Here is a 14,003-nt window from a genome sequence, read left to right as displayed (position 1 = left end):
CCCCTTCACCAATGGCCGTCCCCTGCCGATCCATGACGTTCGGTGCCTACATGTGGATCGCCCGACCGAGCGCGTCGAGCGCGGCTTCGTGGATCGCTTCGCCCAGCGTCGGGTGCGCGTGCATCGCATGCGCGATCTCGTGGACCGTGGCCTCGACGCTCCTGCCGAGGATGCCCTCCGTCAGCAGCTCGGTCACCCTCGGCCCCACCATGTGCATCCCCAGGATCTCGCCGTACCGCGCATCCGTCACGATCTTGACGAATCCGTCCCGCTCGCCCAAGATCCGCGCCTTGCCGTTGGCCAAAAACGGGTAGCGACCGACTCTCACGTCGTATCCGCGCTCCCGGGCTTGTGCCTCGGTCAGGCCGAACGAAGCCACCTCCGGATTCGAATACGTGCAGCGCGGAACGGCGTCGTAGTCCAGCGGCTGGAACTCCTGCCCGGCGATGTCCTCCACTGCCCGCACCGCCTCGTGGGAGGCCACGTGCGCCAGCATCGGCACAGCGTGAATCACGTCGCCGACCGCGCGGATGCCGTCTGCAGTCGTGCGGAAACGCTCGTCGGTCCGGATGAACCCGCCGTCCAGCTCCACGCCGACGTCCGCCAATCCCAGGTCGTCGCTCACCGGCCCACGCCCCACGGCCACGAGCAACAGGTCCGCCTCCAGCGACTCGGTCTTGCCCTCCTTCTCCACCCACAGGCGCAGGCCGCCCTCGGCGGGTTCTATCGAACTCAGCTTGGCGCCGGTGTGGATCCGGATGCCACGCCGGCCAAACGCCTTCTCGATCGCGCCGCTCACCTCCTCGTCCTCCCCCGGCAGCACGCGCGGCAGGATCTCGATCATCGTCACCTCGCTGCCGAAGGCCGCGAAGACGCTGGCGAACTCACATCCGATCACACCGGCACCCAGGATCGCCAGCCGCCGGGGAACTTCCTGCAGGAAGACGATGTGGTCGCTGCTGAGGATGCGGTTGCCGTCGATCGACACCCCGGGGATGCTGCGTGGCCGCGATCCGGTCGCCAGCAGGACGTGGTGGGCCTGCAGTTCGGTCTCCGAGCCATCGTTGAGCGACACGTGGACCCGGTTCCGGGCGGCGAGGCGGGCGGTACCGGCGAACGTCGCGACCTTGTTCTTGCGCATGAGAAACTCGACGCCCTTGTGGTTGGCGTCGACGACACGCTGACGGTAGCCCTGGACTCCGCGCATGTCCACGGCGGCGCCTTCGACGACGATGCCGAACTGTGCGGCCCGCCGCGCTTGCTCGACGACGTCGGCGGCATGCAGCAGCGCCTTGGTCGGTATGCAGCCGTAGTGGGTGCACGTCCCGCCGAGTTTGTCCCGCTCGACGATCGCGGTGCGCATCCCCAGCTGCGCCGCCCGGATCGCGCCCACGTAGCCTCCGGGGCCGGCGCCGATCACGACCAGGTCATAGGTATCGGCCATGCGTGCCTCCGTGGTGGGCTGACCGCGCAACGACGTCGTGGGAATTAGAGTTCGAGGCGCGGCCGGAAGCATCCTCCGCACCCATGATACGCGCGCGTTCGAGCGGAGGGGAGGTTGCCTCAGAATGTACCGCGTTTGCGGTGGGCGCGTTCGCTGAACAGGCGGATGATCTGCTGCTCGACGACCGGTGTCATGCCGCGCTCGAAACGCACCGCTTCGCGCCGCGCCACGTCCGGTTCCATCCCCAGCACGTCCTCGAGGAACCGCTGGGACAGGTGGTACCGCCGCTCCTTGCCGAATGCCCGCCGGCCGCCCTCCGGCGTGAGGCGCACGCCCTCCTCGCGCGAGTAGGTCACCAGCCCCAAGCGTTGCAGCCGGCAGACCATCTCGTGCGCGGAGGCCGGCGACACACCCAGCCACCGCGCCAACGCCGTCAGGCTGACGCGCCGCTGGCCAGCCCGCAGGTGCAGCACGCCGCGCAAATACTCCTCGGTCCGCCCGGTGCTCACGGTGTCCCTCCGCACGCCGCGCACACGCCGCGCACCTCTATGTCGACCCAGTTGACCGTGAACCCCTCCGGGACGTTGCCCGCGAACCCGGCCGTCGCCACCGGCTCGGGGAGGTCGTAGGCACGCTGGCAGCGTTCGCAGACGAAGTGCGCGTGTGGAGTCGTGACCGCGTCGTATCTGCGGAACTCGCCGGTGACGATCTCGCGCACCAACCCCGCCTCCCGCAGCACCCGCAGGTTCCGGTACACCGACCCCAGGCTGACCCGCGGCAGGTGTCTGCGCACCGACGACAGGACCTCCTCGGCGCTGGGATGGCTGCGCGAGGCCCGAAGCGTCTCGAGGATGACCCTCCTCTGAGGCGTCATTTTTATGGGAATGAGAGTCATTCTCATATTCCAAGGATACCCCACGCACTATCTCCCTTCCTGCCTGAGGGGGCTCCAGGAATCGACGCAGGTGCGGGGGAAGAACTTGGGACGACGAGGTCACGGGCCGCCCTCGGGGGCGGTCCTCCAACGGGATCCGAAGGAGCGTCTTTCGATTCGATGACTCCGGCAGAGCAGATCGCGCAGTTCGTCGCCAGCGGCATCGTCAACGGGGCCATCTACGCGCTGCTCGGGCTCGGGCTGGTCACGATCCACGCCGTGACGCGGACGGTCAACGTCGCCCAAGGCGAGTTCGCAGCCTTCGGCGCGCTGCTGGCCGCCTCCGTCGTGGCCGCGGGTCTGCCGGTCGGCCTGGGGTTGGTGATCGCCGTACCGGCTTCGGCAGCGCTGGGCTGGGCCCTGTACCACTTCGGGATCCGGCCCGTGGGGACGGCTCCTCCGATCGTGCTGCTCATCGTGACCATCGCGGCCCACCTCGCCCTCAAGGGCATCTTGCTGATCGGCTGGGGCACCGACCCCTACAACCTCCCGCCGTTCACCATCGGCGAGCCCGTGCGCATCGCCCAGGCCGTCGTCAGCCGACAGAGCCTGTGGGTCGTCGGTGCCGTGATCGTCGTGCTCGCCGTCTTGTACCTGTTCTTCACCCGTACGCTGCTGGGTCGGGCCCTGCGGGCCTGCGCGGTCAACGACACCGCCGCGCGCCTGGTGGGGATCCGCGTGGAGGCGATGGGCGCGCTGGCGTGGACGCTGGCGGGAGCGCTGGGAGGACTCGCCGGTGTGCTGATCACACCGGTCGCCCTAGCGACGTACGACATGGGGTTACTGTTGGGTCTGAAGGGCTTCGTGGGAGCTGTGGCCGCCGGCTTCGTGAGCTATCCGCTCACGGTGCTGGCGTGCGTGCTGTTCGGCGTCGTCGAGTCCCTCGGCGCCGGGCTGGTTTCGTCCCACTATCGGGACGCCATCGCCTTCGGCGTCCTGATCGGGGCGATGCTCTGGCGCGCGGCGCTCGCGCTGCGCGAGGGTGTACTGGTTAGCGAGGAGGCGGCACAGGAGTGAGCGCCCGGTGGTCCACCCTGGCGTTCGTCGCGCTGCTGGTCGCGCTGCCCTGGCTGGTGGCCGGGCGCCTGTCGTTGAGCATCTTCCTGATCGTGGCGCTGCACGGTCTGATCGCCATCGGGCTGACGCTGCTGGGCGGGCAGGCAGGGCAGGTCTCCTTGGGCCAGGCGGCCTTCTACGGGGTGGGCGCCTACATCTCCGCGATCACGACGCTGCGACTGGGTCTGGATCCCTGGGTGGCCATGCCGCTGGCGGGCGGGGGCGCCGCGCTGCTCGCCTACTTCGTCGGCGCGCCTGTGCTGCTGCTGCGCGGACACTACCTGGTCCTGGGCACCCTCGCGCTGAACGTCATCATCGAGGTCGTGCTGCGCAACTGGCAGGAACTCACCGGCGGAGCCAACGGCCTGACCGGGATCCCGCCGCTGCACCTCGGCCCACTGGGTCCGCTGCGCGGCAACGTCCCCTACTACTACATCGCCTGGGCCCTCGTGTTGTCCGCGCTGTGGCTGGGGCGGAACCTGATCACCTCCCGCACCGGCCGGGCGCTCGCCGCAATCCGGGCCAGTGAGGTCGCCGCCGTCTGCATGGGGATCTCGCCGCCGCGCTACAAGGTGAGGGTCTTCGCCCTCAGCGCCACCATGGCGGCGCTGGCCGGCAGCGTTTACGTGCACTACCTGAGTTTCGTCAGCCCGTCGCCGTTCGCGTTCGAGGTCTCCATCGGGATCCTGGTCATGAGCGTCCTGGGAGGCATGATGCACCTCCCCGGTGCCGTCCTCGGAGCCGCCCTGCTGACGCTGTTGCGCGAGGCGCTGCGCTCCACCCTCCCGCAGTTCTTCCGCGGCGGCGCGTCCGCCGAGTACGAGATCGTGGTCTTCGGACTGCTGCTGGCCGCCGTCATCATCTTCGCGCCCGGCGGTCTGTGGCCGTACGTCGCGCGCCTTGGAGGACGCGGCCCCAAGCAGCCGGTGACCGCCGTCGAACCCGCGGCCGCCCCGGCACCCCAGGCGGATCCTCCTTCTCCGGCGCACGGGATGCGCAGCGGGGGCGCCCGATCCCGGACGCCCAGCGACGGGTCGGCGACGGAGCTGCCTCTGTTGCGGGTCCAGGGGCTGACGAAGCGGTTCGGCGGCCTGGTGGCGGTGAACCACCTGTCGTTCGACGTCCGGCGCGGCGAGATCTACGGCATCATCGGCCCCAACGGCGCCGGCAAGACCACCGCGTTCAACCTGATCTCGGGCGTGATCCGTCCGACGTCCGGGACCGTGACGTTCGACGGGCGCAGGATCGACCACCTGCCGCCGGACCAGATCGCGCGCCTGGGCATCATCCGGACGTTCCAGACCCCGAAACTGGTGCCGGACCTGTCGGTCGTCGACAACGTCCGCGTCGGCCTGCACGGCCAACTCCGTGCGGGGTTTTTCTCGTCGATGGCCGGTTTCAACCGCGCGGAAGAGCAGCAGTCCCTACAGGAGGCCCTCGCGCTCCTCCACAAGGTGGGCCTCGACCGCCGTGCCGGCGACCCGGCCGGGGCGCTGCCGTTCGGCGACCTGCGGCTCGTTGAGATGGCACGTGCGCTCGCCGCCCGGCCCCGGCTGCTCTTGCTCGACGAGCCGGCGTCGGGACTGACGGCCGCGCAGCGGGCGCACCTCGGGCAACTGATCCGTGAGATCCGGGAAGAGGGAATCACGGTCGTGCTCGTGGAACACGACGTCCGGATGGTGATGGGGCTGGCCGACCGTGTCCTCGTACTGAACTACGGCGAGCGGCTCGCCGAGGACCGGCCAGACGACGTGCAGCGGGACCCCGCGGTGATCGCGGCCTACCTTGGCGAGGAACTCGTGGGGGCCGCACAGCAGAGCCGACCGTAGGACGGCACTCGGCGGCCGGAGGCGGCAGCGTTGCAGCAACCACGGGCGAAGTCCACAGCGGGCGGGGCGCTGGCCGTGCGCGATCTGCAAGCGCGCTACGGACAGGTGCGGGCGCTGCACGGCGCCGCGCTGGAGGTACAGCCGGGCGAACTCGTCGCGATCATCGGGCCCAACGGTGCGGGCAAGACGAGCCTGCTCAACGCCATCATGGGGCTGCTACCGGCCACGGGGTCGGTGCTCTTGGACGGAGAGGAACTGTCCGGCGTCCCCACCGAACAGCGCGTGTGGCGCGGGATGACCCTAGTCCCCGAGCGCCGCCAGCTGTTCGGATCGTTGAGCGTGCGGGACAACCTGCTTCTGGGTGCGTTCCACCGGCGCCGCGAGGGCGCCGGCGTCGCGGCGGACATGGAGTTCGTCTTCGCCCACTTTCCGGTTCTGCGCGAGCGCCAGCGGCAGATCGCGCGCACGCTGTCCGGGGGCGAGCAGCAGATGCTCGCGATCGGGCGCGGACTGATGAGCGCGCCGCGCCTGCTGATGATGGACGAGCCGTTGCTCGGTCTGGCGCCGCTCGTCGTGCGGGAGATCCTCGAGGTCGTCCGCGCCTTGAGCGCCCGGGGATTGTCCATCCTGCTCGTGGAACAGAATGCGAAGGCGGCCCTCGCGGTGGCCGATCGGGCCTACGTCATGGAGCGCGGCACGGTCGTACTGCACGGATCGGCGTCCCGACTCGCCGGGGACCCCAAGGTACAGGCGGCCTACCTCGGCGGGCATCTGGAGGAGGACAGGGGGTGAGACGGATGGCACGGCTGTTGTGGATAGCGGTCTTCATCGCGGCGCTGCTCGCGGCACCGGTGACCGCGCAGGTCGGGGCGATTCGGATCGGAGTCGTCGTCGACATCACGGGACCGGCGTCCTCGCTGGGCGTGCCCGAGCGCAACACGGTCCAGCTCTACGAGAACGACCTGGGCTTCGCGCAGATACCGCGCGGACGGGTGCCGATCCGGTGGGTGGTCACCGACGGCGAGTCCGACGTGACCAAGACGGTGGTCGCGGTGCGGCGCTTCATCGAGGAGGAGCGCGTCGCAGCCGTCGTCTGCTGCACGACCAGCCCCGCCAGCCTGGCGATCATCGGCACGGTGCAGAGCGTGGGCATCCCCAACATTTCGCTGGCCGCCGCGGCCACCATCGTCGAACCGGTGCGGGAGCGCTTCTGGGTCTTCAAGACGCCGCAGACCGACCGGATGATGATCGACGTGCTCACCGACCACATGCGCAGGCTCCGGATCAGCCGCATCGCCTTCTTGGGGTTCGACGACGCCTTCGGCCAGGGCGGAGCCGTCGAACTCGACCGCTTGGCGCCCGCCAAGAACATCGAGGTCGTGGCCAAGGAGTTCTTCGCCCGAACCGCCACCGACGTGAGCGCGCAGATCGTGCGGGCGATGGGTCGGAACCCGCAGGCGATCCTGATCTGGGCCATTCCTCCGGGCGCCAACGTGGCCAGCAAGAACATCCGCGATCTGGGGATCCGGCTGCCCGTCTACCACAGCCACGGGGTCGCGAACAAGACGTTCCTCGATCTGGGCGGCCCCAACGTCGAGGGGGTGTACCTGCCGGCCGGAAAGGTGCTGGTCGCCGAGCAGCTGAACGTCAACGACCCGCAGCGGCCGGTCCTGCTGGAGTACGTGCGCCGCTACGAGAGCCGGTTCGGGCCCGGTACGCGCAACACATTCGGCGGACACGCGCTGGACGCGATGCTCATCCTGAAGCCAGCGATCGAGCGGGCGCTGCGCCGCGGCGTCGATCCCGGTAACGTGGCGGCGTTCCGGCGCGCGATCCGGGACGAGATCGAGACCAACACCAAGGAGCTGATCGGGATCACCGGGGTGTTCAACTTCTCGCCCGAGGACCACCTGGGGCTGGACAAGCAGCGCGCCGCGGTCATGCTGCAGGTGCGGCGGGGCAACTGGGCCTGGCTGCGGTAGGCGCTAGGGGATCGCCCCGATCTCGCGGAACGTCTGGGTCAGGCGTTCACGGGGGACGACGACCTGGACGTTGCGTCCGTCGCCGATCTTGCCGCGCTCGTTGAACGCCTCCAGGCGGCAGTATACGCGCCGGCCCTCCACGCGCTCGAGGACCGCCCGCGCGCGCACCCGCATGCCCACCGGTGTGGGCGCCAGATGAACGACCTCGACCGCGTGGCCGACGGCGTCCTCGTCCTCTTCCAAGAAGGGCAGCAGGAGCTTCCGGCTGGCCTCTTCGAGGTGCTTGACCATCGTCCACGTCGAGTAGACGGGGTGGACCATGCCCAGCTCGTCGAAGTTGGCCACCATCGCCTCGGTCACGACGATGTGGACCTCGGCGCTCGTTCCCGGTACCAGACCTGCACGCATGCCCCACCTCGAAGGCGGCATCAGGGATTGGCGGTCGGCACGTCGATCAGATCCACGAACAGGTGCCCCTCACGTTCCAGCCGCGCGCCCAGACCGAACCGGACCGGCCGGGCGAACAGCGGACCGTCGAAGACGAACGTGTGGTACTCACCGAACTCCCCGCACGGGTCGGCGCCCCGTGCGCAGATCTCGGCCAGGAGGTCTCCGTCGAGCTCCCGGCCCACCCAGGTTGCCTCGGCACGGGAGAGGTCGACGGCGGTCACCACCGCCCGATACCCCGCAGCCAAGAACTCGCGCACCAGCGAGGCGGGCGAACTGCCCCACAAAGGCTCGCGGTGTTCGAAGCCCCGGGCATACGTGTGCTGCTCATACCAGCCCCGGACGTCGCTCAGATGGACGTTGCCGAACAACACCCCCCGCGCGCCCCGCTTCCACAGGTCGTCGAGCGCGCGGACGAACACAGGCTCGAAGGCGTCGGGATGCGTGTGGTGCTGGACCAGCGGGATTCCGATCGCGCGCGCCTGCGCCTGGATCCACTCGGAACGGACCCCGTGGAAGCGGACCCGCCCGCTGGCGCCCTCGTAGATGTTGAACAGCCAGCGCACCTGCAGGCCCTGGGCGCGGGCGCGGTGGAGGGCGAGGGTCGAGTCCTTGCCCCCCGACCAGGCCAGCGCATACGCCCGGCGGGCTATCGCCTCTTTTGGTTCTGCACCCTCGGCGGGACTCACAGCCACGCCGCCAGCCGCTCCTGTTCGAAGGCACGCTTTTCTTCCAGTACCCGCTCGCTCGGCGAAGACACCCGCACGTCCGGCGCGGGCAGGGCCAGGAAGTCGCCGTGAACCTTGGCAGCCATCCCCCCGCCCACTTCGATGAAACAGTAGCCCGCCCCGCTGAAGGTGGCCCCGGTCTCCGTCAGGCCAAGTTCGCGCAGGATCTGCGAGACCGCCACCTGAGCCTGGGACTCCGCGAACACCCCGGCCTTGGGCAAAGGCATGCCGTTGGGCATGAGGATCTCGGTGACGTCGCCGACCGCGAAGACTCCGTCCAAGCCCGTGCGCATCGTCCGGGGATCGGGGCGTATCCACTCGCTGTGTGAGGTCAGGCCACTGTCTTTGACGACCGCCGGGGGTCGGTGCGGTGGCACAGCCACCAGCAGGTCGAACTCGACTGCGCCGTCCTCAAACACGACCCGGCCGGCTTCGATCCCCCGCACCCTGCGGTTGGGCTCGAAGCGGATTCCCTTCGCGGCGAGCTGCCCCTCGACGGCGGCGCACGCGTCCGGTCCGGCCACGGGGAGCGACGTCGGCTGGGGCGTAAACGCCACCATTTCCACCCGGTCGCGCACCCCGCGGCGGCGGAAGTGATCGTCCATCAGCATCACGGCCTCGTAGGGCGCCGGAGGGCACTTGTAGGGAAGCCCGAGGATCCCCACGGCGACGCGACCGCCAGCAAACTCGGCCACGCGCGGTGCGAGCCGCTCCACCTCGTCGGCGTCGTAGAGGTTCAACGCGTGCTCGAAGCCGGCGACCAGATCCGGGCGTGGCTGGGCGCCCAGCGCGACGATGAGGAAGTCGTACGGCAGTTCCTCGCGGGCGGTCCGCACCCGCTTCCGATCGGGCTCGATCGCCACGACCTCGTCGTCCAGCCACACAGCGCCGTGCTTGCGGACGCCGTCGAGGGGGCGCGCGCCTTCCTGCCGCGTGCTCCGGCCGGTCAGCATCCACAGCTTGCGTAACCCCATCAGGAACTCGCGCCGACGCTCGACGAGCGTCACGCGGTGTCCGGCGTGCGCCGCCGGCGCCACAGCCGCGGCGGCCGCGAGGCCACCGAATCCCCCGCCCAGGATCACGATGTCGGCCATCCGATTCCCTCCTGCAGAACCCAGCGAAGGTCCAGACTCGAGCGTAAGGCCTGCGGGCAGGTGAGTCCACCGTCCCTTCGGCTCTCCACACTGTCCCCACAATGCACAGGCAGCGAATGGGGTTTCGCGAAGAGATTTTCCCGATTGCGCCCCTCGGCCCGGCGTGTTAGCGTACAGCTGCCAGCGGAAGCGCGGCACCGAGATGGGAGGAGGTACTCCGCGAGGAGCGACCCGGCCTAACTCGGAGCAAGCGGGCCGCTGGCGTATTTGTGCCCGCCCACGGCCCCGCGGATGCTATCCTAACCCTCGGATGCTCCCGGCAACGGCTCTTCTGCAGCGGCACAGGCGCCGATCCGTCCCCGTCTCGATCGGAGGGGTGGTGGTGGGCGGCGGCGCGCCGGTCGTCGTGCAGTCGATGACCAACACCGACACCGCGGACGTGGACGCGACGGTCGCCCAGATCCGGGCGCTCGCAGCGGCGGGCAGTGAACTCGTGCGCGTGACGGTGAACAACGACGAGGCCGCCCGCGCTGTGCCCCGCATCGTGGACCGGCTGCGCGAACGCGGCCCCTGCGTGCCGATCGTCGGCGACTTCCACTACAATGGCCACCTGCTGCTCACCCGACACCCCGCGTGCGCTCGGGCGCTGGACAAGTACCGGATCAACCCGGGCAACGTGGGGCCGGCCCGCCACGACCGCAACTTTCGCGCGATCGTGCAGACCGCAATCGAGCACGGCAAGCCGGTCCGGATCGGGGTCAACTGGGGGTCGCTGGACCGGGAACTGCTCACGGAGATGATGGAAGAGAACGCCGCGCGCCCGGACCCCTTCGACGCGCGCGGAGTCACGATCGCGGCGATGATCGAGAGCGCGCTGCGCTCCGCCCGGTTTGCTGAGGACTGCGGGCTGCCACACGACCGCATCGTACTCAGCGCCAAGGTCAGCGCGGTGCCGGACCTGATCGAGGTCTACCGGCGGCTGGCTGCCCTCTGCGACTACCCGCTGCACCTGGGGCTCACCGAGGCCGGCATGGGAATTAAGGGAATCGTGGCCTCGGCGGCCGCGTTGGCCGTCCTGCTCAACGAGGGCATCGGCGATACGATCCGCGTCTCGCTCACTCCCCCACCCGGCGGCGACCGAACGGAGGAGGTGCGCGTCGCCCAGCAGATCCTGCAGTCCCTGGAGATCCGTTCCTTCGTCCCGCAGGTCTCCGCGTGCCCGGGCTGCGGCCGGACCACGAGCACCTTCTTCCAGGAGATGGCCGATCGTGTGCAGTCCTACATCCGGGATCGCATGCCGCTGTGGCGGGAACGCTACCCCGGCGTCGAAGAGATGAAGGTAGCGGTCATGGGGTGCGTCGTCAACGGCCCCGGCGAGAGCAAGCACGCCAACATCGGGATCTCGCTGCCCGGCACGTTCGAAGAACCCAGCGCCCCGGTGTACGTCGACGGCCGCCTGGTGGCGACTTTGCGTGGGGAGCGCATCGTCGAAGAGTTTCTGGCCGTCCTCGAAGGATACGTGGCTTCGCGCTACGGACAGTCGGCCTCCGCCCGGCAAGAGGCGTCAAAGTAGCAGGATTGACACCTGATCCCGCCGGTGCTACCGGTAGAGATGGGGGTGCAGACCCCCAACCGTAAGGGAAAGGAGGTGAAGCCGGATGGTGTGGGGCAACTGGCTGAACTTCCTGATCGGGCTGTGGTTCGTCGCGGCGCCGTTCGTCCTCGGGCTCCAGCACATGCAGACCGTGATGGCTACGAGCATCGTCGGCGGCTTGATCCTCGTCATCCTGGGAGCCTGGGCGGCAACGAACGAAGAGGCGCGCCGCAAGGTCTGGATCCAATACGTGAACGGCCTCGTCGGGGTCTGGTTCGTGATCGCCCCCTGGGTCCTGGGCTTTGCGGACATCGCCGCCGCGATGTGGACCTCCCTGATCGGGGGACTGGTGGTGGTCGCCATCTGCGCCTGGCTCGCGTTCAGCGAACTGCCCAGGGAGACGGCGACACACCGCTGACTCCTGGACCCTCGCAGACGTCTATGGTATGATCTGCGGCCATAGGGGCCTGCGGGGGGTTTTCGTGCTGAAATTCCTCGTCGCCACCGCCGTACTCTTCGGCTGGTGCATGTGCCTGACGTGGACTTCCCTCCGCGCGCTTCGCGTCCCGGAGGAGGAACACGCGATCGCCGGGGTCTTCATGGGCGCAGCATTCGCGCTGCTCGGGATCGTCCTCGTCCAGCCGTTGTTCTGACGTCGAACCTGCAAGCCCCTTCCGCTCCCGGCGCCCTGTGCGGGGCCTGTTCAGGCGATGCCCTGCTCGCGCAGCGACAGGCGGTCAAAGTAGATCCGCTCGCCGGCGAACTTCTCGTGTTGCGGATCCCACGGGAAGTATATGAGGATCGTCAGGCGCGCCGACCGGCCCGTCGGCGCGACACCCATCCATGGTCCCCGGTGGGTCCCGGTCATCTCCGCAACCTCGATGACGCCCTGGGGGCCGATCACGATGTCCGTCATGCGGAAGTGCACGTCGGGGAACGCAGCCAGGAAACTCAGGTAGAAGTCGCGCGCCCCGTTGTGGCCCTCCCAGCGATGCCCGGTCGGCACGATCTCGTAGACGCAGTCGGGCGAGAGGGTGTCGATCAACCCCTGCAGGTCCCGCGCGTCCTCCGCCTTCGAGTGTTGGATCCACAGGCGCCGGATCTTCTCGTACAGCTCGGGCGTGATCCGCCAGTCCAGCCGCTCCTGGATCGTCGCGTCTGCCATCCTCCGCCTCCCCGCCGGACGGTGCGTTCGCCGAGTGGACGCCCCCGTCCTTCTCCCTCGACGGTACCTGGTCTGCGCCCTCGGTCAAGAGCACGGAGGAACTGCATGCGGCGCCGGCGGCATGTCGTACAATGGACATTGTGGGGCGAAATGAGGTCGCCACACTGGCCGGCGGCTGCTTCTGGTGTCTGGAAGCCGTCTTCGACGAGGTGCGGGGCGTGGTGAACGTCGTCTCCGGCTATGCCGGCGGTCACGTACCCAACCCCGCCTACGAGCAGGTCTGCACGGGCACCACCGGACACGCAGAGGTCGTGCAGGTGACCTTCGACCCGGAGGTCATCTCGTACCGGGACCTCCTGCAGATCTTCTTCGCGATCCACGACCCGACGACCCCGGACCGACAGGGCCCCGACGTCGGCCCGCAGTACCGATCGGCGATCTTCTACCACGACGACCGACAGCGCCGGATCGCCGAGCAGGTGATCGAGGAACTGGGATCCCGAGGGATCTGGGACGATCCCATCGTGACCGAGGTCACGCCGCTGCAGGCGTTCTACCCTGCGGAGGACTACCACCAGGAGTACTTCCGCCGCAACCCCGACCAGCCCTACTGCCGGGCGGTCGTAGCACCCAAGGTCGCCAAGTTCCGCAGGGAGCACCTCGACAGGCTGAAGATGGTGTAGGGTTCGCGGTGTTGCGGGTCCCCCTTCGTCGCGCCGGGCACCGCCTGGAAGTCTGCGGCCGCTCCGTCACCCGCAAACCCATCCGTAGACTGAGAAGGAAACCATCGATGCATGGGGGGCATGGGGGCGTGACCGAGGGGCCGTGGTGGCAGACGTCATCGAGCTGACCGGCGGCTCCGGCTACCTCCCGGGTGCGGTCAACGTCGGGGTCGTGGCGACCGCCGACGGCGGAGCGGTCCTGATCGATACCGGGGCGGACGCCGACTACGGACGGACGATCCGCAAGGCCCTGGCAGCCCGCGGCCTGACGCTGCGCGCGATCGTCAACACGCACTCCCACGCCGACCACTACGGGGGCAACGACTACCTGGTCCGCAACCTCGGTGCCCCGGTGTGGGCGCCGGCCGTCGAGGAGGCCATCCTGCGCTACCCCTACCTGGAGCCGGCGTACCTGATGAGCGGAGCCTCCCCGATGCCGGAGATGCTCAACAAGTGGTTGATGGCCAAGCCCTCGCCGGTCGATCACGTTTACGAGACGACCGACGGGGAACTCCACGTCGCGGGCGTTGGCCTCGCAGTGCACCGAGCCGACGGGCACGCGATCCGGCAGGCCGCGATCGGATGCGGAGCGGTGTGCTACGCGGCGGACGCCTTCTTCGGTCCGGAGGTACTGGACAAGTACCAGATCCCCTTCGCGCACGACGTCGCCGGACAGATCGCCACGCTGGCGCGGCTGCCCGGCTGGGACTACGCGTGGTTCGTCCCCGGCCACGGCGAACCGGTCCCCCGGGAGGAGATCGAGGGCGTGGCGGCGCGCAACCTCGCGGCGGTGCGCCGAGCATCGGACATCGTGCGCGAAGCCCTCGGCGGTACCACGAGCGAGGTCGTCCACGCCGTCACCGCCCGGCTGAAGACACCGCCCACCAACCTGTCGACGTACGTGTTGATGCACGCCACCGTGCTGGCGCACCTCGTCCACCTCGCCCGGGAAGGGGCAGCGGAAGCGCTCGTGGAGTCCGGCAAGCTGATCTGGCGGAAGCGGTAGCC

16 protein-coding genes are annotated in these 14,003 nt (G+C 69.1%); 9 read left to right on the top strand and 7 right to left on the bottom strand.

The window, feature by feature from the left end; translation table 11 throughout:
* Positions 1-46: 46 nt before the first annotated feature.
* The 3 genes from lpdA to QN163_06920 all read right to left on the bottom strand — a co-directional run bounded on the left by lpdA (position 47) and on the right by QN163_06920 (position 2,339).
* A complete protein-coding gene (lpdA, locus tag QN163_06930; GenBank protein ID MDR5683741.1) occupies positions 47-1,444 on the bottom strand; it encodes a dihydrolipoyl dehydrogenase in 1,398 nt (465 codons plus the stop codon).
* Positions 1,445-1,563: 119 nt separating this feature from the next.
* Positions 1,564-1,953 (bottom strand): metal-dependent transcriptional regulator, encoded by a 390-nt coding sequence (locus tag QN163_06925; GenBank protein ID MDR5683740.1) that lies wholly within the window; start codon positions 1,951-1,953, stop codon positions 1,564-1,566.
* Positions 1,950-2,339 (bottom strand): transcriptional repressor, encoded by a 390-nt coding sequence (locus QN163_06920; GenBank protein MDR5683739.1) that lies wholly within the window; start codon positions 2,337-2,339, stop codon positions 1,950-1,952. The genes QN163_06925 and QN163_06920 overlap by 4 nt, the downstream gene beginning before the upstream one ends.
* A 159-nt stretch (positions 2,340-2,498) precedes the next feature.
* On the opposite strand from QN163_06920, the gene QN163_06915 reads away from it, so the two are divergent.
* The 4 genes from QN163_06915 (at position 2,499) to QN163_06900 (ending at position 7,245) form a co-directional block, all read left to right on the top strand.
* Positions 2,499-3,395, top strand: coding sequence for a branched-chain amino acid ABC transporter permease (locus QN163_06915; protein MDR5683738.1), 897 nt, complete (start codon positions 2,499-2,501; stop codon positions 3,393-3,395).
* On the top strand, positions 3,392-5,263 hold the full coding sequence (locus tag QN163_06910; protein MDR5683737.1) for a branched-chain amino acid ABC transporter ATP-binding protein/permease: 1,872 nt from the start codon (positions 3,392-3,394) through the stop codon (positions 5,261-5,263). Before QN163_06915 ends, QN163_06910 begins: the two co-directional genes overlap by 4 nt.
* Positions 5,264-5,332: 69 nt before the next feature.
* Positions 5,333-6,055, top strand: coding sequence for an ABC transporter ATP-binding protein (locus QN163_06905; protein MDR5683736.1), 723 nt, complete (start codon positions 5,333-5,335; stop codon positions 6,053-6,055).
* Positions 6,056-6,060: 5 nt separating this feature from the next.
* Positions 6,061-7,245 carry an ABC transporter substrate-binding protein gene (locus QN163_06900; GenBank protein ID MDR5683735.1) on the top strand — a complete coding sequence of 395 codons (1,185 nt, stop codon included), beginning with the start codon at positions 6,061-6,063 and terminating at the stop codon, positions 7,243-7,245.
* A gap of 3 nt (positions 7,246-7,248) precedes the next feature.
* On the opposite strand, the gene QN163_06895 is transcribed toward QN163_06900, so the two are convergent.
* The 3 genes from QN163_06895 to QN163_06885 are packed head-to-tail and all read right to left on the bottom strand — an operon-like array spanning position 7,249 to position 9,514.
* On the bottom strand, positions 7,249-7,653 hold the full coding sequence (locus QN163_06895) for a thioesterase family protein (protein MDR5683734.1): 405 nt from the start codon (positions 7,651-7,653) through the stop codon (positions 7,249-7,251).
* Positions 7,654-7,673: 20 nt separating this feature from the next.
* A complete protein-coding gene (locus tag QN163_06890; GenBank protein MDR5683733.1) occupies positions 7,674-8,381 on the bottom strand; it encodes a hypothetical protein in 708 nt (235 codons plus the stop codon).
* Positions 8,378-9,514, bottom strand: a complete 1,137-nt coding sequence (locus tag QN163_06885) for an FAD/NAD(P)-binding oxidoreductase (GenBank protein MDR5683732.1) — start codon at positions 9,512-9,514, stop codon at positions 8,378-8,380. Before QN163_06885 ends, QN163_06890 begins: the two co-directional genes overlap by 4 nt.
* Before the next feature lie 310 nt (positions 9,515-9,824).
* Here QN163_06885 and ispG point away from each other — a divergent pair, with 310 nt between their 5' ends.
* The 3 genes from ispG (at position 9,825) to QN163_06870 (ending at position 11,761) form a co-directional block, all read left to right on the top strand.
* The gene (gene ispG, locus QN163_06880) at positions 9,825-11,087 is read left to right on the top strand and encodes a flavodoxin-dependent (E)-4-hydroxy-3-methylbut-2-enyl-diphosphate synthase (GenBank protein MDR5683731.1); all 1,263 of its coding nucleotides are present in this window, start codon (positions 9,825-9,827) and stop codon (positions 11,085-11,087) included.
* 85 nt (positions 11,088-11,172) lie between these two features.
* The gene (locus QN163_06875) at positions 11,173-11,526 is read left to right on the top strand and encodes an SPW repeat protein (protein ID MDR5683730.1); all 354 of its coding nucleotides are present in this window, start codon (positions 11,173-11,175) and stop codon (positions 11,524-11,526) included.
* Positions 11,527-11,590: 64 nt separating this feature from the next.
* On the top strand, positions 11,591-11,761 hold the full coding sequence (locus tag QN163_06870; GenBank protein MDR5683729.1) for a hypothetical protein: 171 nt from the start codon (positions 11,591-11,593) through the stop codon (positions 11,759-11,761).
* A 50-nt stretch (positions 11,762-11,811) separates the two neighbouring features.
* Here the strand turns inward: QN163_06870 and QN163_06865 are convergent, their stop codons facing one another.
* Positions 11,812-12,273 (bottom strand): ester cyclase, encoded by a 462-nt coding sequence (locus tag QN163_06865; GenBank protein MDR5683728.1) that lies wholly within the window; start codon positions 12,271-12,273, stop codon positions 11,812-11,814.
* Positions 12,274-12,404: 131 nt separating this feature from the next.
* On the opposite strand from QN163_06865, the gene msrA reads away from it, so the two are divergent.
* Positions 12,405-12,956, top strand: a complete 552-nt coding sequence (msrA, locus tag QN163_06860) for a peptide-methionine (S)-S-oxide reductase MsrA (GenBank protein ID MDR5683727.1) — start codon at positions 12,405-12,407, stop codon at positions 12,954-12,956.
* A gap of 145 nt (positions 12,957-13,101) precedes the next feature.
* Complete coding sequence (locus QN163_06855) at positions 13,102-14,001, top strand: MBL fold metallo-hydrolase (protein ID MDR5683726.1); 900 nt, start codon at positions 13,102-13,104, stop codon at positions 13,999-14,001.
* Positions 14,002-14,003 lie beyond the last annotated feature (2 nt).

It is taken from the genome of Armatimonadota bacterium, from assembly GCA_031432545.1.
In the GTDB taxonomy this organism is placed as follows: domain Bacteria; phylum Sysuimicrobiota; class Sysuimicrobiia; order Sysuimicrobiales; family Sysuimicrobiaceae; genus Caldifonticola; species Caldifonticola tengchongensis.
This window is presented reverse-complemented; position numbering and strand designations above follow the sequence as displayed.

What these genes read in the sequence shown, in the direction of transcription:
- QN163_06900 (MDR5683735.1), top strand. Translation starts at nt 6,061, where the DNA reads ATGGCACGGCTGTTGTGGATAGCGGTCTTCATCGCGGCGCTGCTCGCG.
- lpdA (MDR5683741.1), bottom strand. Translation starts at nt 1,444, where the DNA reads ATGGCCGATACCTATGACCTGGTCGTGATCGGCGCCGGCCCCGGAGGC.
- msrA (MDR5683727.1), top strand. Translation starts at nt 12,405, where the DNA reads ATGGACATTGTGGGGCGAAATGAGGTCGCCACACTGGCCGGCGGCTGC.
- QN163_06895 (MDR5683734.1), bottom strand. Translation starts at nt 7,653, where the DNA reads ATGCGTGCAGGTCTGGTACCGGGAACGAGCGCCGAGGTCCACATCGTC.
- QN163_06865 (MDR5683728.1), bottom strand. Translation starts at nt 12,273, where the DNA reads ATGGCAGACGCGACGATCCAGGAGCGGCTGGACTGGCGGATCACGCCC.
- QN163_06885 (MDR5683732.1), bottom strand. Translation starts at nt 9,514, where the DNA reads ATGGCCGACATCGTGATCCTGGGCGGGGGATTCGGTGGCCTCGCGGCC.
- QN163_06875 (MDR5683730.1), top strand. Translation starts at nt 11,173, where the DNA reads ATGGTGTGGGGCAACTGGCTGAACTTCCTGATCGGGCTGTGGTTCGTC.
- QN163_06920 (MDR5683739.1), bottom strand. Translation starts at nt 2,339, where the DNA reads ATGACTCTCATTCCCATAAAAATGACGCCTCAGAGGAGGGTCATCCTC.
- QN163_06915 (MDR5683738.1), top strand. Translation starts at nt 2,499, where the DNA reads ATGACTCCGGCAGAGCAGATCGCGCAGTTCGTCGCCAGCGGCATCGTC.
- ispG (MDR5683731.1), top strand. Translation starts at nt 9,825, where the DNA reads ATGCTCCCGGCAACGGCTCTTCTGCAGCGGCACAGGCGCCGATCCGTC.